At 61.2% G+C, this 21,536-nt stretch carries 5 protein-coding genes; all 5 read right to left on the reverse strand.

What is annotated here, in order from left to right:
- Nucleotides 1-11 precede the first annotated feature (11 nt).
- The 5 genes from BZG29_RS19790 to BZG29_RS19810 all read right to left on the reverse strand — a co-directional run bounded on the left by BZG29_RS19790 (nt 12) and on the right by BZG29_RS19810 (nt 21,316).
- Nucleotides 12-15,983 carry a non-ribosomal peptide synthetase gene (locus BZG29_RS19790; RefSeq protein WP_077406650.1) on the reverse strand — a complete coding sequence of 5,324 codons (15,972 nt, stop codon included), beginning with the start codon at nt 15,981-15,983 and terminating at the stop codon, nt 12-14.
- Between the two features lie 106 nt (nt 15,984-16,089).
- A complete protein-coding gene (locus BZG29_RS27910) occupies nt 16,090-16,500 on the reverse strand; it encodes a hypothetical protein (RefSeq protein WP_150131007.1) in 411 nt (136 codons plus the stop codon).
- Between the two features lie 549 nt (nt 16,501-17,049).
- On the reverse strand, nt 17,050-17,754 hold the full coding sequence (locus tag BZG29_RS19800; protein ID WP_077406656.1) for a 4'-phosphopantetheinyl transferase: 705 nt from the start codon (nt 17,752-17,754) through the stop codon (nt 17,050-17,052).
- Nucleotides 17,755-17,873: 119 nt separating this feature from the next.
- A complete protein-coding gene (locus tag BZG29_RS19805; protein ID WP_253192909.1) occupies nt 17,874-20,189 on the reverse strand; it encodes a penicillin acylase family protein in 2,316 nt (771 codons plus the stop codon).
- Nucleotides 20,190-20,245: 56 nt separating this feature from the next.
- Nucleotides 20,246-21,316, reverse strand: coding sequence for a TauD/TfdA family dioxygenase (locus BZG29_RS19810; RefSeq protein ID WP_077406662.1), 1,071 nt, complete (start codon nt 21,314-21,316; stop codon nt 20,246-20,248).
- Nucleotides 21,317-21,536: the final 220 nt, after the last annotated feature.

The following is a 21,536-nucleotide window of genomic DNA, read 5'->3' on the forward strand; positions in this document are numbered from 1 at the left end:
TATAGTCCTATTTATTCTTCCTGAGTAACAGCAGCACGGGAATTGATGACTCGAACGGCAAGCATTTGAATCGTTGGCGCCACAAAAATGTCACGCACCGCAATGGGCAAGCCGGCCTTACGGCAATGACTGGCAAATCGCATCGCCAACAGCGAGTCCCCTCCCATTGAAAAGAAGTGGTCGTTCCGGCCCACGCGATCCACCTTCAGCAAAGCTGTCCATACGTCCGAGAGCTCTTGTTCGACATCGCCCTGCGGCGCCTCGTATGCGCGTTCCTCGTCCCTCTCCGGCTGCGGCAGCGCCTTCACGTCGAGCTTGCCATTGGCCGTCAGCGGCCATGCCGCCACGGCCGTAAAGATCGACGGCACCATGTAGTCGGGCAGGCTCTGGCCAAGCTGTGCCCGCAACGGCGTGCTGTCGATCGCCGCCTGCGCATTGAGCACGTAGGCAACCAGGCGGACCTGTCCGGCAGAGCCCTTTCCAGCCAATACCACTGCATCGTCGACACCTTCGCAACCGCGCAAGGCCGACTCGATTTCACCGAGTTCGATGCGGAAACCACGGATCTTCACCTGATGGTCGCCCCGTCCAAGATATTCAAGCTCGCCGTCTGCCGTCATCCGCGCCAGGTCACCCGAGCGGTACAAACGTTCGCCTGCCGCCAGCGCCGGATGCGGCACGAAACGCTCGGCCGTCAGTTCCGGACGATTCAGGTAACCTTCAGCCACCCCCGAACCGCCGACACACAGTTCGCCCACCACACCGGTTGGCACCGGTTCCCCGTGCCGGTCGAGCAGCCATAGCGTCAAGTCCGGAATCGGACGGCCGATCAGGCTGCCGCGGTTGGCCTGGGCATCGGCCCGGCTGATCGCACGGTACGTCACGTGCACCGTGGTCTCGGTAATGCCGTACATGTTGACCAGCTGCGGAGCCGTGTCGGCATGCAGCTCGAACCATGGCAGCAGCTTGTCCAGCGCCAGGGCCTCGCCCCCGAAAACCACCCAGCGTAGCGCCAGGGGCGCTTGCACCTGCCGGTCTTCTTCCATGAAGGCGTAGAACGCCGTCGGCGTCTGGTTCAGCACCGTCACGCCCTGCTCGTGCACCAGTTGGTAAAACTCCGGCGTCGATTGCGCCACTGCGCGCGGCACCACCACCAGGCGTCCGCCGTGCAGCAACGCACCCCAGATTTCCCAGACCGAAAAATCGAAGGCGTAGGAGTGGAACAGGCACCAGGTATCGGCCGCGCCGAAACCGAACCAGCCTTCGGTACTGGTCAGCAACCGCGCCACGTTCGCGTGCGACACCATGACGCCTTTCGGCTTGCCGGTCGAACCGGAGGTGTAGATCACGTATGCCTGCGCGGTCGCCGACATCGCCACTTGCGGCGCGTGCGCTGGCCAGGCGCCATCGGCGGCGTCATCAAGCAGCACCACCACGCCGGCGCCGGCGCTTGCTCGCGTAGCCACCTGCGCCACCACCAGCGTCACCGCGGCATCGTCAAGCATGTAGGCGATCCGCTCCGCCGGGTAGATCGGGTCGAGCGGGACGTAGGCCGCCCCGCATTTAAGTATGGCCAGGATCGCCTGCACCACTTCGCCCGAGCGTTCCAGGCACAGCCCGATGCGCGTGCCGGGCGCCGCGCCCGCCGCCAGCAGGCGGTGCGCCAACTGGTTCGATGCTGCCTCCAGTTCGGCATAGGTCCAGTGACGCTCGCCATCGGTCAAGGCCACCGCCTGCGGCGTGGCCAATGCCTGCGCCGCAAATAGCTGGTGCAGGCACTGCGACGGCGCCGGCGATTGCGTCGCCCGCCCCAGGTCCAGCAAACGTTCGCGTTCGGCAGGCGCCATCAGGCTTGCTGTCCAAACAGGTTCATCGGTGTAAATCAGGGCCGCGTCAAGTGCACGCTCAAAATTGATCATAACGCGCTGCAATGCTTCAGTGGAATAGAGTCCCGCATCGGCGCTGATGCTCAGATTCAACTGGCCCCGCCGTGGATCATGCGTCCAGTGGCACAACAGACGATAATTTGTCACTTCGAAGGTATCCATGCCACTGATACCATCGCCATTGACTCCGTCATACACATGAAAATCCGTGTAGTTGAACAACGCCGCGGATAAATCGACGCCGCTATCCCTTTGAAGCTGGGAGACCGGGTAATGCCGGTAATTCCATGCTTGCTGAAGTTCACTATCGACGGCCGAGATTAATACAGACCAGCTAGATTGGTCGACACTCGTACAAATCGGTAGTGTTGACAAAAACAAGCCCAAGCTGCGATCGGCGCCAGCCACTTCAAGGCGGCCGTGGCCGGTGACGCTGCTGGTTATCGATTCGGCTCCGTTAAGGAAGGCGAGCACCTTGAGGTAAACGGCCAGCAATACTGTCCTTGGCGCGACCCCTAGCCGTGCACACAGTGCGCGAAGCTGTTCGCCACGCGTCGAGAGATCAACATGCGCGCTCTGCGCGGAAAAACGCTTGCCTGCCTCCCATGTTGGCAGGGTGGCGGACGCTATCATTTTCTCCCAGAATGCGCGTGCCTTTGGATCGGCTAAGCTTGCAAGTTCTTCAGCGACGTAATGCCGATACGGCGGCAGTGACGTCCTTTCGGTTTCCGGCAACAGACGCTGAACTTCCAGATAACGTTGGAACAACTCTGTATTAAAAGAGGAAACGCTCCAGCCGTCCAATATCGCGTGGTGGTGAATGAGCGTGTAATGGAAAACAGCATCCGACACGCAGTGCACATCGATACGCCACAACGGTTCCTTGCCATCGAAAACGGCAGTATTGGCAACCTGGCACTCGTACCAAGTTGCAAACTTCGCTTCGCTTTCTGTCGCGCCTAGATGACGCCAATCATGCACGTGCAGTGGCAACGGCGCATCGCGCAACACCAGTTGCAGTGGTCGGTCGCCGATGTCATAGTCGAAAACCGTCCGCAATATTTCATGGCGCGCCATCATCCCTGTCAAAGCTTCCTGCAATGCTGATTCGGACCATGGCCGTTCTAGCTTCACGCTGTCGATGATCAAATAGTCACCATCTCGCTGGTTGTGGAAGACCATCCCCTCCTGAAGCTGCGTCAAAGGATAGCCATCTTCATACCTGGCCAAGTCCATGAGCACTCGCTCCTCCGGCGTTAGCAAACTGAACGGACCTGCGTCGGCCGCGACGTGTGTGATTGCAGTCGAGCGCGATGAAATCGCATTGGCCATCAGTTCGATTGACTGATAAGCAAAAAGGTCGCGTACGGCCAGCGCGAACCCGTCCTGGCCGCAGCGTGCAATGAGCCTTACAGCCCGGATTGAATCACCACCCTGCGCAAAGAAGTTCGCTGTCACGGAGACCTGTTCCAGTTCAAGTATCTCAGCCCAAATTGCGGCGAGTTTTACTTCCAGCTCCGTGCGGGGTGCGAGATACTCAACTTGAAAACTCTCGCGGGCGTCAGGCAGCGCCTTCACGTCGAGCTTGCCATTGGCCGTCAGCGGCCATGCCGCCACGGCCGTAAAGATCGACGGCACCATGTAGTCGGGCAGGCTCTGGCCAAGCTGTGCCCGCAACGGCGTGCTGTCGATCGCCGCCTGCGCATTGAGCACGTAGGCAACCAGGCGGACCTGTCCGGCAGAGCCCTTTCCAGCCAATACCACTGCATCGTCGACACCTTCGCAACCGCGCAAGGCCGACTCGATTTCACCGAGTTCGATGCGGAAACCACGGATCTTCACCTGATGGTCGCCCCGTCCAAGATATTCAAGCTCGCCGTCTGCCGTCATCCGCGCCAGGTCACCCGAGCGGTACAAACGTTCGCCTGCCGCCAGCGCCGGATGCGGCACGAAACGCTCGGCCGTCAGTTCCGGACGATTCAGGTAACCTTCAGCCACCCCCGAACCGCCGACACACAGTTCGCCCACCACACCGGTTGGCACCGGTTCCCCGTGCCGGTCGAGCAGCCATAGCGTCAAGTCCGGAATCGGACGGCCGATCAGGCTGCCGCGGTTGGCCTGGGCATCGGCCCGGCTGATCGCACGGTACGTCACGTGCACCGTGGTCTCGGTAATGCCGTACATGTTGACCAGCTGCGGAGCCGTGTCGGCATGCAGCTCGAACCATGGCAGCAGCTTGTCCAGCGCCAGGGCCTCGCCCCCGAAAACCACCCAGCGTAGCGCCAGGGGCGCTTGCACCTGCCGGTCTTCTTCCATGAAGGCGTAGAACGCCGTCGGCGTCTGGTTCAGCACCGTCACGCCCTGCTCGTGCACCAGTTGGTAAAACTCCGGCGTCGATTGCGCCACTGCGCGCGGCACCACCACCAGGCGTCCGCCGTGCAGCAACGCACCCCAGATTTCCCAGACCGAAAAATCGAAGGCGTAGGAGTGGAACAGGCACCAGGTATCGGCCGCGCCGAAACCGAACCAGCCTTCGGTACTGGTCAGCAACCGCGCCACGTTCGCGTGCGACACCATGACGCCTTTCGGCTTGCCGGTCGAACCGGAGGTGTAGATCACGTATGCCTGCGCGGTCGCCGACATCGCCACTTGCGGCGCGTGCGCTGGCCAGGCGCCATCGGCGGCGTCATCAAGCAGCACCACCACGCCGGCGCCGGCGCTTGCTCGCGTAGCCACCTGCGCCACCACCAGCGTCACCGCGGCATCGTCAAGCATGTAGGCGATCCGCTCCGCCGGGTAGATCGGGTCGAGCGGGACGTAGGCCGCCCCGCATTTAAGTATGGCCAGGATCGCCTGCACCACTTCGCCCGAGCGTTCCAGGCACAGCCCGATGCGCGTGCCGGGCGCCGCGCCCGCCGCCAGCAGGCGGTGCGCCAACTGGTTCGATGCTGCCTCCAGTTCGGCATAGGTCCAGTGACGCTCGCCATCGGTCAAGGCCACCGCCTGCGGCGTGGCCAATGCCTGCGCCGCAAATAGCTGGTGCAGGCACTGCGCCGGCGCCGGCGATTGCGTCGCCCGCCCTGGTTCCAGCAAGCGTTCGCGTTCGGCAGGCGCCATCAGCAGCAGCGTGTCGAGTGCGCGCTGCGGGTTCGCCAGGGCGTCTTCCAGCAAACAGACGAAACTGCCCGCCATGCGCGCCACCGTGGCCGCATCGAACAGGTCGGTGCTGTATTCCCAACTGAGCTGCAGGCCGTCCTCGTCCTCTTCCACGTTCAGCATCAGGTCGAACTGCGCCGTGCGCTGCTGCGTGGCCAGCGACGACACCGTCAGGCCGGGCAGCGAACCGCTTTCTTCTTCATTGTTCTGCAACGACAGCATCACCTGGAAGAGCGGCGAATAGCTGAGGGAACGCTGCGGCTGCAGTGCCTCCACCAGCCGGTCAAACGGCAACTGCTGGTTGGCATACGCCTCCAGGTTGGTCTGGCGGCATTGCTGCAACAGCGCGCTGAAACTCATCTCCTCGCTCAGCTCGGCGCGCAGCACCAGCGTATTGACAAAGAAGCCGATCAGGCCGGCGATCTCCGGCTGCTCTCGGTTCGCCACCGGCGTGCCGAGCACAATATCGCTGGCGCCGCTATAGCGCGACAGCAAGGCGCTCAAGGCCGCGTGCAGGCCCATGAACAACGTGGCCCCGTGTTCGCGGCACACCGCGCGCAGCCGGCTGCTCACTTGCGTATCGAGCCGGCTGTGCAGCAGCGCACCCTCGAAGCTCTGCTGCGCCGGACGCGGATGGTCCAGCGGCAGGCTGTGCACTTCCGGCAAGGAGGCCAGCTTCTGCTGCCAGTACACCAGTTGCTGCGCATGGCGCGCCTGTTGCGGCGCGGCACGCTGCCAGTGGGCGTAGTCTGCATACTGGACCGGCAGCGCCTGCCAGTCCGGCGCCCTGTCCTCAACCAGCGCCGCGTACGCTTCGCACCACTCGTCGACCGCGATCGCGCCCGACCAGCCGTCCGACGCAATATGGTGCAGCACCAGCACCAGCACATGGCGCTGCGGCGCCAGGCGCAGCAATTGCGCGCGTAATGGCAACTCGCAGCGCAGGTTGAACGGCCGCTCCGCTTCCGCTTCGATGGCCGCCGCCAGTGCCGTCTCATCTTCCACCGCCAGCACCGGCAGGGCCAAGGTGGCCACTTCCTGCACTTCCTGCCATGCCTGATCGCCATCGCTGGCATAGGTCGTGCGCAGCACTTCATGGCGCTGCACCACCAGCAGCAGCGCCTGCTGCAGCAGCGCCACATTCAACTCGCCCCCCAGTTCGAGCGCCATCGGCATATGGTATTGCACGCTCGCCCCGCCGCCCATCTGGTCGATCAGCCACAGGCGTTGCTGGCCATGCGACAACGGCACCCGGGCGGCGCCATAGCGCACGATCGGCTGCACCTCCGCTGGCCCGGCCTGCTCGATGCGCAGTGCCAGCGCCGCCAGCGTCTGCGCCTCGAACACGGCCGCGATCGGCAAGGTCGCCTGACGCTCCTGGCGCACCTTGGCGATCACGCGCATGGCCAGCAGCGAGTGCCCGCCCAGCGCAAAGAAATTATCCATGGCCGACACCGGCCGGCCTGGCTTGAGCAAACTGCTCCACACATCCGCCAGCCATAGTTCGCATGCCGTTGCCGGCGCCACGAAAGCCTGTTCGGCCGCGATCGTCGGCGCCGGGAGCGCCTTACGATCGATCTTGCCGTTTGACGTTACCGGCAAGGCCGCGAGGCACATCAGCGCCGTGGGCACCATATAGTCCGGCAGCGTGCTGGCCAACTGCGCGCGTACCGCATCGGCCGACCATGTATGCGCGTCGGCCACGACATACGCCGCCAGGCGCTTTTCGCCGGCCTGGGATTCGTACACAGTCACCACCGCCTGCCGTATGCCGGCCATTTGCAGCAGGGCCGTTTCGATTTCGCCCAACTCGATCCTGAATCCGCGCAGCTTGATCTGGTTGTCCGCTCGCCCGACCAGTTCGATCACCCCATCAGCGCGTATGCGGGCCAGATCGCCCGTACGGTACAGCCGCGCTCCTGCCGACGGGCTGTAAGGGTCGCGCACGAATTTTTCGGCGCTGAGTTCCGGCAAGCCCAAATAGCCGCGCGCCACCCCCGGCCCGCCAATGCACAGCTCACCTTTGACACCGGGCGCCACCAGCGCTAACGCGGCGTCGAGCACATACAGGCAACTGCCTGCGAACGGACGCCCGATCGGCACCATTCCCTGCTCGGCCTCCTGCCCCTCGTGGTAACTGCTGTCGATGGTCGCTTCCGTCACCCCGTAAGTATTCATCAGCCGTATCCCTACCCCGAATGCGGCCCGCACCCGCGCCTGGTCGGCCCCATACCAGCTATCCGAACCGACCACCACCAAACGCATCGGGGGCGCGCTTGACGCACTCTCTTCCAGATAAGCGCATAACTCGCGCAGCACCGCCGGCACGAATTCGGCCGCCGTGATGCGTTCGTCATGCAGCCAGGCGGCCAGCGCCTGCGCATCGAGCAGCACTGCGCGCGGACAGATCACCAGCGTATTGCCAAACCCGAGCGTACGCACCAAATCCCCCGCAAATACGTCGAAATTGGCGTTCGCCATCTGCAGCCAACGGTCGCCCTGCATGTCCAACTGGTAGACCTCGTCCCACGCCGCGCCGATGGCAGCGAGGCCGCCATGCTCGATCATCACCCCTTTGGGACGCCCGGTTGTTCCCGACGTAAACGTCGCATACGCCAGCTGTTGCGGCTGCAGCACTAGCGCGGGAGCCGTGTCAGGCACCGTCTCATCAGCCAGCAACTCGGCCAGGTCCAGCACCGTGGCGCCGCATCCCGAGAGCAAATGACGCTGTTCGCCGTCAGCGATCAGCCAGCGCACCTTGGCGTCAGTGATGATATCGGCAACGCGTGCGGCAGGTACCTCGGCCGTCAGCGGAATATAGGCCACTCCCGCCTTCATGATCCCGAGTGCCGCCACCGGCAGCAGCACGCTGCGCCCGACGCAGAACGCGACGAAATCGTCGCGCCCGACGCCGCGCTGCAACAGCGCATGGGCCAGCCGGTTCGATCGCGCTTCCAGTTCCCCGTACGACAGCGATGTCACCCCATCTTCCACGGCGACCAGGTCCGGATGCAGACGCGCCACCCGCGCGCAACGCTCCGGCAGCAGCGGCGATGTCGATCCCGCCAGATCCCTGCCGCTCAGTGCCAGCAGACGTGATCGCTCTGCCGGCGGCAGGCAGGAAAGAGAGGCGATCGGCGCATCAAGCTGCTCCAGCATTGCGCTCAACAGGAATGCGAAACTGGCCGCGAAGCGCGCCACCGTGGCCGCATCGAACAGGTCGGTGCTGTATTCCCAACTGAGCTGCAGGCCATCGACGGCCTCTTCGGCGTCAAGCGTCAGGTCGAACTGCGCCGTACGATGCTGCGTGGCCAGCGACGACACCGTCAGGCCGGGCAGCGAACCGCTTTCTTCTTCATTGTTCTGCAACGACAGCATCACCTGGAAGAGCGGCGAATAGCTGAGCGAACGCTGCGGCTGCAGTGCCTCCACCAGCCGGTCAAACGGCAACTGCTGGTTGGCATACGCCTCCAGGTTGGTCTGGCGGCATTGCTGCAACAGCGCGCTGAAACTCATCTCCTCGCTCAGCTCGGCGCGCAGCACCAGCGTATTGACAAAGAAGCCGATCAGGCCGGCGATCTCCGGCTGCTCTCGGTTCGCCACCGGCGTGCCGAGTACGATATCGCTGGCGCCGCTATAGCGCGACAGCAAGGCACTCAAGGCCGCGTGCAGGCCCATGAACAACGTGGCCCCATGTTCGCGGCACACCACGCGCAGCCGGCTGCTCACTTGCGTATCGAGCCGGCTGTGCAGCAACGCACCCTCGAAGCTCTGCTGCGCCGGACGCGGATGGTCCAGCGGCAGGCTGTGCACTTCCGGCAAGGAGGCCAGCTTCTGCTGCCAGTACACCAGTTGCTGCGCATGGCGCGCCTGTTGCGGCGCGGCACGCTGCCAGTGGGCGTAGTCCGCATACTGGACCGGCAGCGCCTGCCAGTCCGGCGCCCTGCCCTCAACCAGCGCCGCGTACGCTTCGCACCACTCGTCGACCGCGATCGCGCCCGACCAGCCGTCCGACGCAATATGGTGCAGCACCAGCACCAGCACATGGCGCTGCGGCGCCAGGCGCAGCAATTGCGCCCGCAATGGCAACTCGCAGCGCAGGTTGAACGGCCGCTCCGCTTCCGCTTCGATGGCCGCCGCCATTGCCGTCTCATCTTCCACCGCCAGCACCGGCAGGGCCAAGGTGGCCACTTCCTGCACTTCCTGCCATGCCTGATCGCCATCGCTGGCATAGGTCGTGCGCAGCACTTCATGGCGCTGCACCACCAGCAGCAGCGCCTGCTGCAGCAGCGCCACATTCAATTCGCCCCCCAGTTCGAGCGCCATCGGCATATGGTATTGCACGCTCGCCCCGCCGCCCATCTGGTCGATCAGCCACAGGCGTTGCTGGCCATGCGACAACGGCGCCCGTCCGGGTCCGCGGCGCAAGATGGGCTGCGCCTCCGCTGGCCCGGCCTGCTCGATGCGCAGTGCCAGCGCCGCCAGCGTCTGCGCCTCGAACACGGCCGCGATCGGCAAGGTCGCCTGACGCTCCTGGCGTACCTTGGCGATCACGCGCATGGCCAGCAGCGAATGCCCGCCCAGCGCAAAGAAATTATCCACGGCCGACACCGGCCGGCCTGGCTTGAGCAAACTGCTCCACACATCCGCCAGCCATAGTTCGCATGCCGTTGCCGGCGCCACGAAAGCCTGTTCGGCCGCGATCGTCGGCGCCGGGAGCGCCTTACGATCGATCTTGCCGTTTGACGTTACCGGCAAGGCCGCGAGGCACATCAGCGCCGTGGGCACCATATAGTCCGGCAGCGTGCTGGCCAACTGCGCGCGTACCGCATCGGCCGACCATGTATGTGCGTCGGCCACGACATACGCCGCCAGGCGCTTTTCGCCGGCCTGGGATTCGTACACAGTCACCACCGCCTGCCGTATGCCGGCCATTTGCAGCAGGGCCGTTTCGATTTCGCCCAACTCGATCCTGAATCCGCGCAGCTTGATCTGGTTGTCCGCTCGCCCGACCAGTTCGATCACCCCATCAGCACGTATGCGGGCCAGATCGCCCGTACGGTACAGCCGCGCTCCTGCCGACGGGCTGTAAGGGTCGCGCACGAATTTTTCGGCGCTGAGTTCCGGCAAGCCCAGATAGCCGCGCGCCACCCCCGGCCCGCCAATGCACAGCTCACCTTTGACACCGGGCGCCACCAGCGCTAACGCGGCGTCGAGCACATACAGGCAACTGCCTGCGAACGGACGCCCGATCGGCACCATTCCCTGCTCGGTCTCCTGCCCCTCGTGGTAGCTGCTGTCGATGGTCGCTTCCGTCACCCCGTAAGTATTCATCAGCCGTATCGCTACCCCGAATGCGGCCCGCACCCGCGCCTGGTCGGCCCCATACCAGCTATCCGAACCGACCACCACCAAGCGCATCGGGGGCGCGCTTGACGCACTCTCTTCCAGATAAGTGCATAACTCGCGCAGCACCGCCGGCACGAATTCGGCCGCCGTGATGCGTTCGTCATGCAGCCAGGCGGCCAGCGCCTGCGCATCGAGCAGCACTGCGCGCGGACAGATCACCAGCGTATTGCCAAACCCGAGCGTACGCACCAAATCCCCCGCAAATACGTCGAAATTGGCGTTCGCCATCTGCAGCCAACGGTCGCCCTGCATGTCCAACTGGTAGACCTCGTCCCACGCCGCGCCGATGGCAGCGAGGCCGCCATGCTCGATCATCACCCCTTTGGGACGCCCGGTTGTTCCCGACGTAAACGTCGCATACGCCAGCTGTTGCGGCTGCAGCACTAGCGCGGGAGCCGTGTCAGGCACCGTCTCATCAGCCAGCAACTCGGCCAGGTCCAGCACCGTGGCGCCGCATCCCGAGAGCAAATGACGCTGTTCGCCGTCAGCGATCAGCCAGCGCACCTTGGCGTCAGTGATGATATCGGCAACGCGTGCGGCAGGTACCTCGGCCGTCAGCGGAATATAGGCCGCTCCCGCCTTCATGACCCCGAGTGCCGCCACCGGCAGCAGCACGCTGCGCCCGACGCAGAACGCGACGAAATCGTCGCGCCCGACGCCGCGCTGCAACAGCGCATGGGCCAGCCGGTTCGATCGCGCTTCCAGTTCCCCGTACGACAGCGATGTCACCCCATCTTCCACGGCGACCAGGTCCGGATGCAGACGCGCCACCCGCGCGCAACGCTCCGGCAGCAGCGGCGATGTCGATCCCGCCAGGTCCCTGCCGCTCAGTGCCAGCAGACGTGATCGCTCTGCCGGCGGCAGGCAGGAAAGAGAGGCGATCGGCGCATCAAGCTGTTCCAGCATTGCGCTCAACAGGAATGCGAAACTGGCCGCGAAGCGCGCCACCGTGGCCGCATCGAACAGGTCGGTGCTGTATTCCCAACTGAGCTGCAGGCCATCGACGGCCTCTTCGGCGTCAAGCGTCAGGTCGAACTGCGCCGTGCGATGCTGCGTGGCCAGCGACGACACCGTCAGGCCGGGCAGCGAACCGCTTTCTTCTTCATTGTTCTGCAACGACAGCATCACCTGGAAGAGCGGCGAATAGCTGAGCGAACGCTGCGGCTGCAGTGCCTCCACCAGCCGGTCAAACGGCAACTGCTGGTTGGCATACGCCTCCAGGTTGGTCTGGCGGCATTGCTGCAACAGCGCGCTGAAACTCATCTCCTCGCTCAGCTCGGCGCGCAGCACCAGCGTATTGACAAAGAAGCCGATCAGGCCGGCGATCTCCGGCTGCTCTCGGTTCGCCACCGGCGTGCCGAGTACGATATCGCTGGCGCCGCTATAGCGCGACAGCAAGGCACTCAAGGCCGCGTGCAGGCCCATGAACAACGTGGCCCCATGTTCGCGGCACACCACGCGCAGCCGGCTGCTCACTTGCGTATCGAGCCGGCTGTGCAGCAACGCACCCTCGAAGCTCTGCTGCGCCGGACGCGGATGGTCCAGCGGCAGGCTGTGCACTTCCGGCAAGGAGGCCAGCTTCTGCTGCCAGTACACCAGTTGCTGCGCATGGCGCGCCTGTTGCGGCGCGGCACGCTGCCAGTGGGCGTAGTCCGCATACTGGACCGGCAGCGCCTGCCAGTCCGGCGCCCTGCCCTCAACCAGCGCCGCGTACGCTTCGCACCACTCGTCGACCGCGATCGCGCCCGACCAGCCGTCCGACGCAATATGGTGCAGCACCAGCACCAGCACATGGCGCTGCGGCGCCAGGCGCAGCAATTGCGCCCGCAATGGCAACTCGCAGCGCAGGTTGAACGGCCGCTCCGCTTCCGCTTCGATGGCCGCCGCCATTGCCGTCTCATCTTCCACCGCCAGCACCGGCAGGGCCAAGGTGGCCACTTCCTGCACTTCCTGCCATGCCTGATCGCCATCGCTGGCATAGGTCGTGCGCAGCACTTCATGGCGCTGCACCACCAGCAGCAGCGCCTGCTGCAGCAGCGCCACATTCAACTCGCCTCCCAGTTCGAGCGCCATCGGCATATGGTATTGCACGCTCGCCCCGCCGCCCATCTGGTCGATCAGCCACAGGCGTTGCTGTCCATGCGACAACGGCACCCGGGCGGCGCCATAGCGCACGATCGGCTGCACCTCCGCTGGCCCGGCCTGCTCGATGCGCAGTGCCAGCGCCGCCAGCGTCTGCGCCTCGAACACGGCCGCGATCGGCAAGGTCGCCTGACGCTCCTGGCGCACCTTGGCGATCACGCGCATGGCCAGCAGCGAATGCCCGCCCAGCGCAAAGAAATTATCCACGGCCGACACCGGCCGGCCTGGCTTGAGCAAACTGCTCCACACATCCGCCAGCCATAGTTCGCATGCCGTTGCCGGCGCCACGAAAGCCTGTTCGGCCGCGATCGTCGGCGCCGGGAGCGCCTTACGATCGATCTTGCCGTTTGACGTTACCGGCAAGGCCGCGAGGCACATCAGCGCCGTGGGCACCATATAGTCCGGCAGCGTGCTGGCCAACTGCGCGCGTACCGCATCGGCCGACCATGTATGTGCGTCGGCCACGACATACGCCGCCAGGCGCTTTTCGCCGGCCTGGGATTCGTACACAGTCACCACCGCCTGCCGTATGCCGGCCATTTGCAGCAGGGCCGTTTCGATTTCGCCCAACTCGATCCTGAATCCGCGCAGCTTGATCTGGTTGTCCGCTCGCCCGACCAGTTCGATCACCCCATCAGCGCGTATGCGGGCCAGATCGCCCGTACGGTACAGCCGCGCTCCTGCCGACGGGCTGTAAGGGTCGCGCACGAATTTTTCGGCGCTGAGTTCCGGCAAGCCCAGATAGCCGCGCGCCACCCCCGGCCCGCCAATGCACAGCTCACCTTTGACACCGGGCGCCACCAGCGCTAACGCGGCGTCGAGCACATACAGGCAACTGCCTGCGAACGGACGCCCGATCGGCACCATTCCCTGCTCGGTCTCCTGCCCCTCGTGGTAGCTGCTGTCGATGGTCGCTTCCGTCACCCCGTAAGTATTCATCAGCCGTATCGCTACCCCGAATGCGGCCCGCACCCGCGCCTGGTCGGCCCCATACCAGCTATCCGAACCGACCACCACCAAGCGCATCGGGGGCGCGCTTGACGCACTCTCTTCCAGATAAGTGCATAACTCGCGCAGCACCGCCGGCACGAATTCGGCCGCCGTGATGCGTTCGTCATGCAGCCAGGCGGCCAGCGCCTGCGCATCGAGCAGCACTGCGCGCGGACAGATCACCAGCGTATTGCCAAACCCGAGCGTACGCACCAAATCCCCCGCAAATACGTCGAAATTGGCGTTCGCCATCTGCAGCCAACGGTCGCCCTGCATGTCCAACTGGTAGACCTCGTCCCACGCCGCGCCGATGGCAGCGAGGCCGCCATGCTCGATCATCACCCCTTTGGGACGCCCGGTTGTTCCCGACGTAAACGTCGCATACGCCAGCTGTTGCGGCTGCAGCACTAGCGCGGGAGCCGTGTCAGGCACCGTCTCATCAGCCAGCAACTCGGCCAGGTCCAGCACCGTGGCGCCGCATCCCGAGAGCAAATGACGCTGTTCGCCGTCAGCGATCAGCCAGCGCACCTTGGCGTCAGTGATGATATCGGCAACGCGTGCGGCAGGTACCTCGGCCGTCAGCGGAATATAGGCCACTCCCGCCTTCATGATCCCGAGTGCCGCCACCGGCAGCAGCACGCTGCGCCCGACGCAGAACGCGACGAAATCGTCGCGCCCGACGCCGCGCTGCAACAGCGCATGGGCCAGCCGGTTCGATCGCGCTTCCAGTTCCCCGTACGACAGCGATGTCACCCCATCTTCCACGGCGACCAGGTCCGGATGCAGACGCGCCACCCGCGCGCAACGCTCCGGCAGCAGCGGCGATGTCGATCCCGCCAGATCCCTGCCGCTCAGTGCCAGCAGACGTGATCGCTCTGCCGGCGGCAGGCAGGAAAGAGAGGCGATCGGCGCATCAAGCTGCTCCAGCATTGCGCTCAACAGGAATGCGAAACTGGCCGCGAAGCGCGCCACCGTGGCCGCATCGAACAGGTCGGTGCTGTATTCCCAACTGAGCTGCAGGCCATCGACGGCCTCTTCGGCGTCAAGCGTCAGGTCGAACTGCGCCGTACGATGCTGCGTGGCCAGCGACGACACCGTCAGGCCGGGCAGCGAACCGCTTTCTTCTTCATTGTTCTGCAACGACAGCATCACCTGGAAGAGCGGCGAATAGCTGAGCGAACGCTGCGGCTGCAGTGCCTCCACCAGCCGGTCAAACGGCAACTGCTGGTTGGCATACGCCTCCAGGTTGGTCTGGCGGCATTGCTGCAACAGCGCGCTGAAACTCATCTCCTCGCTCAGCTCGGCGCGCAGCACCAGCGTATTGACAAAGAAGCCGATCAGGCCGGCGATCTCCGGCTGCTCTCGGTTCGCCACCGGCGTGCCGAGTACGATATCGCTGGCGCCGCTATAGCGCGACAGCAAGGCACTCAAGGCCGCGTGCAGGCCCATGAACAACGTGGCCCCATGTTCGCGGCACACCACGCGCAGCCGGCTGCTCACTTGCGTATCGAGCCGGCTGTGCAGCAACGCACCCTCGAAGCTCTGCTGCGCCGGACGCGGATGGTCCAGCGGCAGGCTGTGCACTTCCGGCAAGGAGGCCAGCTTCTGCTGCCAGTACACCAGTTGCTGCGCATGGCGCGCCTGTTGCGGCGCGGCACGCTGCCAGTGGGCGTAGTCCGCATACTGGACCGGCAGCGCCTGCCAGTCCGGCGCCCTGTCCTCAACCAGCGCCGCGTACGCTTCGCAGAATGCCGTGACCGCGATCACGCCCGACCAGCCGTCCGACGCAATATGGTGCAGCACCAGCACCAGCACATGGCGCTGCGGGGCCAGGCGCAGCAATTGCGCGCGCAATGGCAACTCGCAGCGCAGATTGAACGGCCGCCCCACTTCCGCTTCGATGGCCGCAGCCAGTGCCGTCTCATCTTCCACCGCCAGCACCGGCAGGGCCAAGGTGGCCACTTCCTGCACTTCCTGCCATGCCTGATCGCCATCGCTGGCATAGGTCGTGCGCAGCACTTCATGGCGCTGCACCACCAGCAGCAGCGCCTGCTGCAGCAGCGCCACATTCAACTCGCCCCGCAGTTCGAGTACCGTCGGCATATGGTATTGCACGCTCGCCCCGTCACCCATCTGGTCGATCAGCCACAGGCGCTGCTGGCCATGCGACAACAGCGCCCGTCCGGGCCCGCGGCGCAAGATGGGCGCATCCTGGCTCAGCGCTTCGTCGCGCGCGCTGCCAAGAAGCACCATCAACTCCTCTTTGTGGGCACGAATTGCCGCACTGAGCGCCGCGGTAATCACTCCCGGCGGCGCTGCTGTCTTCAAGCGGCCATCCTCCACATAGACGCGTCCACCCAGGCGAACCAATTCAGTAACAATACTCAGTGCGTTCTTCATATAACTCTTCAAAAGTGTATAGATATCCTTCCCGGCTGCGGAAGGGACATGGTGATTTTTTCAGCGGCTGTGCGTATCGGGGCTGCGGCGTAGTACCGTCTTTTTCTTAGTGGCTTATCATTCCATCACAGTTATCGCGTCGTCCACGGGTTGCTCCTGCCCGTTCACCGCCTGCAGGCCCGGATCGACCAGCGCTGCCATTTCCCATGCGGTCGAGTGCATGCACATATCCCGGATCAACAGAGGCGTCGAGCCGTTCCAGGCAGCGGGTGACAAAGCGCACCGCAAACAAAGATTGCCCGCCCGGTTCGAAGAAAGTACTGCTCCGGCCTGGAATCGAACCGAGTTGCAGCAATTCACGCCGAATATCGGCCATCACGCGTTCAGGCGATGTCTGCAATTCCCCTTTATCGCCCCACTCAAACACAGGATCGGGCAATACGGCCTCGACCTCTTGCAAAATGATGTCTTGTTGAGTGGGTGAAAGATGGAATATGGTAGTTGCTGGACTGATCATATGTTATTAGCAATACTCAATAAGCCGCCTAATGCGGAAAAATGAACGAGAATCGAAACGAGCTTACTCAAAAATTGGCGCGAGCAGACTCCGCACGAAGAACAGTGCTTTTCGATACGAATGGATTTTTATAACGAAAGTGAAGTTCGGAAATATATGATTGAATCGACACAGACCATGCCGATATCACCCCATTTTTTCTCCCTACTACAACATCGTGAAACTTTTTGCGACGGTTGCTGTAAATACAATCTTACGCTAATTACTACAAAAGTGTAAGCAATAATTTTCTAAAGATAAATTTCATTTCATGCGCAAGAATATAATAAGAATATATCTTTCACCCCATGTATTGATGGGGTTTGCATACATTGTTTTTCAGTGATCTTGATAGCCTTGGCCGATGCGGCGAAGCGAACGGCACATCTGAAAATCATATACCGTTCTATATAGCGCGCCCTGCGAAATTGGCTGAAATTCTCTACCGCCGTCAAAGAATAAAATAGCGATAAGCTGTCAACCTTCCGTAGCTCTTCCCCGCAAATATTTCTACCATGCGAAAATAGTCAGCACTGTCTTAGGATCGAAATACCGAAAATATGCAATCCAGCTGGTTCCAGGCATGAAACGAGACGACAAAATTTGATTAACCTCGAACGTGACCTGCATAGTTTCAATACATATGTTTTTCACAGTAACTGCTCCGAAGTCAAAATAATGCCCAACCTCTGAAAAAACTGCTTTGAAAAAGCTCTCCTTGACCGAGAACACGATGGTAAGCAATTCTTCAAAAGACAAGGTGAACAATCCTGTCCTTAAGTAGGCAAGTTCACGCGGCGAGACGCTGATTTCGAGGACTGCGTCTATCGCTTCGTGCTCAATGGTGCCTTCTATATCGATACCAATGCCGCTGAACACATAACTCGACGATGCGACGGCAGCCGCAAACTCGTGATTGTGTGTGATGCTGCCTACGACATGCCCGGGCCAGACCGGTTCACGCTGTCTCCCAGTGCCCACATCACAGCGCGTTACATTCAAAGCATTCAACGCAAACTTGGCACACAGACGGCCATAAAAGTACTCTGCTTGACGCTTCACCACACTTCTAGCAATTGTCGACGGAAGTGTGATTGCTTCCGATATAAATGACTCTTGAGAAAAACTAGCTGGATCGTAATGAATCAAGAATATTTTTGCAGTCTCATTACCAAGCTGAATCTCCATTATCGAATCTTCTGTAGCCAAAATCATGGTTTCCGCGTTCTCGACAAATTATGAGTTAACTTTTTTCTGCAACGTGCCACGATTGCCACCGCAATTATCCGCTCCACAAACCAGGTACCGTTGGTACGCGATGCTTGGCTCGTCCGTCATTGTGTTGTCAACGTCAATTGATAATGGGTCTTTCCCGGCAACAAAGAACGCGAATTTCCCTGCAACCAGTCCTTATGGCCAGCAAGAAAGTAGGTGGAAAGTGGATGTCCGCTTTGGCCGCCTGGCATATTAAACAGACCTTGCTCTTCCCGTCCCGGCGACACTACTAAGCGTTCGGACTGACCGAAACTAGGTCCACTGACGCGAGGCATGTCATCATCTCCAGGTACCGCCTCCTCCGGCACGGCCAGCCAAAAAGAACCAAATGGCAAGGCTGCTGCTAAGGGATGCCTAATTTCGAGCCGATTTCGCTTTCCCCATGTCGAGTTAGCTAATGTCTCGCCCTGCGCACTTAGACGGAGGATCGCCAGATCAACCGCTGCTAGTTCGACACTTTCCCAGCTTCGCCCCTGCGCCAGCCATCCTGCTGGCCGTCGCCGTAACAGATTCAGACTTAATTCACCCCAACGCCTATTGGCCATTTCAAAACTCATGCCGGGAACTAAAGAGGCCATCTGCGCATCGGCATAACCATATAATTCATCGTAAATCGCCTGATAATATGCGCGCGTCAAACGGTACCCTACAGAATTGGCTTCAGCCCGGTTATCCCACGCCGTTTCAAGCAGGCGCCGGAATTCTGCACGTGCCGGGTGGCCCGCTGTTACGGAGGCAGGCAACGCTGACAGGGCCTGCGCCCGCCAAGCTCCCATATACCCTGCCGATGTATCCAGGGCAACTGCCATTACATCGGTTTCGTTTGCTTGATGCAAAGTAGTTAGGCTGTCGCGAATGCGTTGCGCCCGCACCCCCAAATCGGCACCGCCGTCGCCGAGTTTCGCATAGTCGGGACCTGCAAGTTGGCGATTATTGGCGTTCCACAGGATGCCGTTGACCGGATTGATTACCGTCGGATACTCCGCACTGTGCAACAGTTGAGTCCAGCCGTATCCATCATTATCAATATAGGGATATGTGGCAGAATTCACTGCCAGCCTTTTTGGCAAGGGGCCGGCAATACTCCACCCGATCTGCCCCACACTATCCACAACCGTGATGTTTTGGGAGGGCATACCAGCCTTCGCGGCGAAGACTGTGGCTTCTCCGACATTTTTCGCAGACTCCAAATGAAAAAGGCGTAGATTTACAGCGTGCGGATCCGAAGCTATCCAATGCACAGCATAATGGCGTCCGGCAAGTTCACGTACGGGTCCAAATGGCGTTTCCAATACCGTTAGCCGAATGGCATCGTCACCTTTGATCTCGATCAATTCCTCGTGTGCGATAGCACTATGCCAAGTGGCGCCAATCTTGAAACGGCGTTTATCGGTCGGATCGGAACGCACTTCAACCAGGTCCAGATAGTCACCGTAGCTGTTCGTCATGCCCCACGCGACTAAACCATTGCTTCCCACCGCAAACAATGGGACACCGGGCAAAGTCAATCCTATGACGCGGCGCATTTCCCCGTCGACTGGATAACGCATAGCAACGCGATACCAGGTATTCGGCAGGCCCAGATCTAAATGCATGTCGTTGGCGAGAATGGCGCGGCCATCAGCAGTGCGTGTACCAGCCACCGCCCAGCTATTGCTGCCGACTGCTGGCACATGAACAGTACCTCCGCCAGTCCCTCTACGGCCAAGCCATGCTGGTGCGGATTTGGGTATTGTTGGCAGCTGCATATCCGCCGGCACCATATCTAAGGTCGCTTCGAAATTGCTATTCTCATTCATCAACAGCGCCAACTGGTCTGCCGTCGTGTTCTCCTTGATCCAACCGCGCGCGAACTCGCGCGGCTCCTGACTGGACTGAAGCACCAAGTACATCGCCCACATGACCAGCAGACTATCTTCAGCCAGCCATGCTTTAGGTGCCTCGCGCAATGCCAGATACTCAAATGGCCTTACCGTGAGGCGCGCCAGACCTTCGTTGACTCCTAACACGTAACGTGACAGCATCAGCCGCTCTGCCGGTTCTAAGCTATTCACTGCGGCCTGGGCGCGCGTACGGAAGCGGAAGCGCCGCCGATCCATGTCGTCGGCCAGCGCATCAGCACCGAGCAGGGCTGATAATTCGCCTGCCGCAGCGCGACGTAGCAAATCCATCTGAAAAAAGCGCTCTTGCGCATGCAGAAATCCCATTGCATACGCACCGTCATTTCGATCCTCCGCGTTAACGGTCGGAACACCATCGACATCACGTGTGATCTGTACGTCCGCCGATAACCCGGCCGCATGCACTCGCCCATCCAACAAAGGCAAGCTACCTCGCATGCCCAAGAAAATCGCAAGCAGCGCAAGCGTCAACATAGCCAACAGCAGCAACGCCCAAACAAGCGGGCGTCGCGCCCATTGCTGCCCGCGCATTAAACTTCGCTCCGCTGACTAGCGTGATCGGATATGGCCACCTGTTGGGTAAAACGCTTGTTTTCAGCACTTTTCCTCCCACTTATCTGCCCAATAGACGATGTGTTACGGGAAGGAGGCCAAGCTACGGAATCCGGCTTCAAAGCCAGTTGGTCCAGGCATTCGCGCGTCTTCCAATAGCTTTCCAATAACAGGCCACGCAAGAGCCATCGATCAGTACCATCGTAAGAGGGCTGATAGGCACTACGTGCATGCATCACGCGGCGATTGTCAAAGATTAGCAAGTCGCCCGGTTCCAAGGTAATACTCTGGTAGGCCCCTTGAATACAATCGTGCACATGCTCGAGTGCAGCCTGCGCCTCCGGCGTGGCGCCAGTCATGTAGGCGGGATCATAGATAATTTCAGGATCCTCACCGTCGCTGAGTACTGCGCAACGGTATTGCCCTTCGGCGCTGGAGCCTAGCTGAAAAGTCGGATCAACCTGTATCAGGAAGTTTTTCTTCATGAGTTCAGCACGGAAATTCGCCTCCAAGTCGAGGTCCTGTGCCTTGCAGATATATGTTTGCACCGTAGCATCGCCGCGCAGACAAAACAGCGCGGCAAGGTCTGCTTTAGCAGGATGAAAGCCGTCCTCCACATGCCATTCCAGAAAATCACGATTGCTGCCCAACTGCTCATTTCGATCTCTATAAATAGGGAACACATCATCAATGTAATCGAAGTCTTTCTTCCCCAAAAAATTGTAAATATGCCCCAATTGAGAGAGCGCAATGCACATAATCTTACGCGCAGCTAATGTCGTTTCATCCCAGGTATTGCCGCGCAGAGCCGGCGTTGGCGGGATATGCTGCTGCGCCAACAAACCTTTGATCAATAACACAGAACCACTGCGGCCCATCCTGAAATCGAACAACGCCTTACTCAGGCGCGTTGGCAGCATCCCGTTCATGCGGGAGCACTGATAGAAGAATTGATAAAAATCATCCTCGCCATATTCGCTTCCAACAAGCGACATGGCGGATAGAACTGCGGCACGGTCATGCTCGTCCAAAATAACTAATTCACTCATACTTATTCCTTTTCCACAACGTTCTTATAAATACAAAAATCGCTTTATACATACGTGTTTTACAGAAACTCAGCGAAAGACTTATTCAGCGCTGCTATCGTCTGTTGCACTTTTTTGGTAAAGCAATGTCCGTCCGTAGTCTCTCGCCAAGGTAACGCGCGCGACCAACCCTCACGATCCAGTATGGATGGCTATTCCTGTGGGAACTTTATGGCTTCAT

Origin of the sequence: Janthinobacterium sp. LM6 (genome assembly GCF_002002885.1) — a bacterium.
In the GTDB taxonomy this organism is placed as follows: domain Bacteria; phylum Pseudomonadota; class Gammaproteobacteria; order Burkholderiales; family Burkholderiaceae_D; genus Janthinobacterium; species Janthinobacterium kumbetense.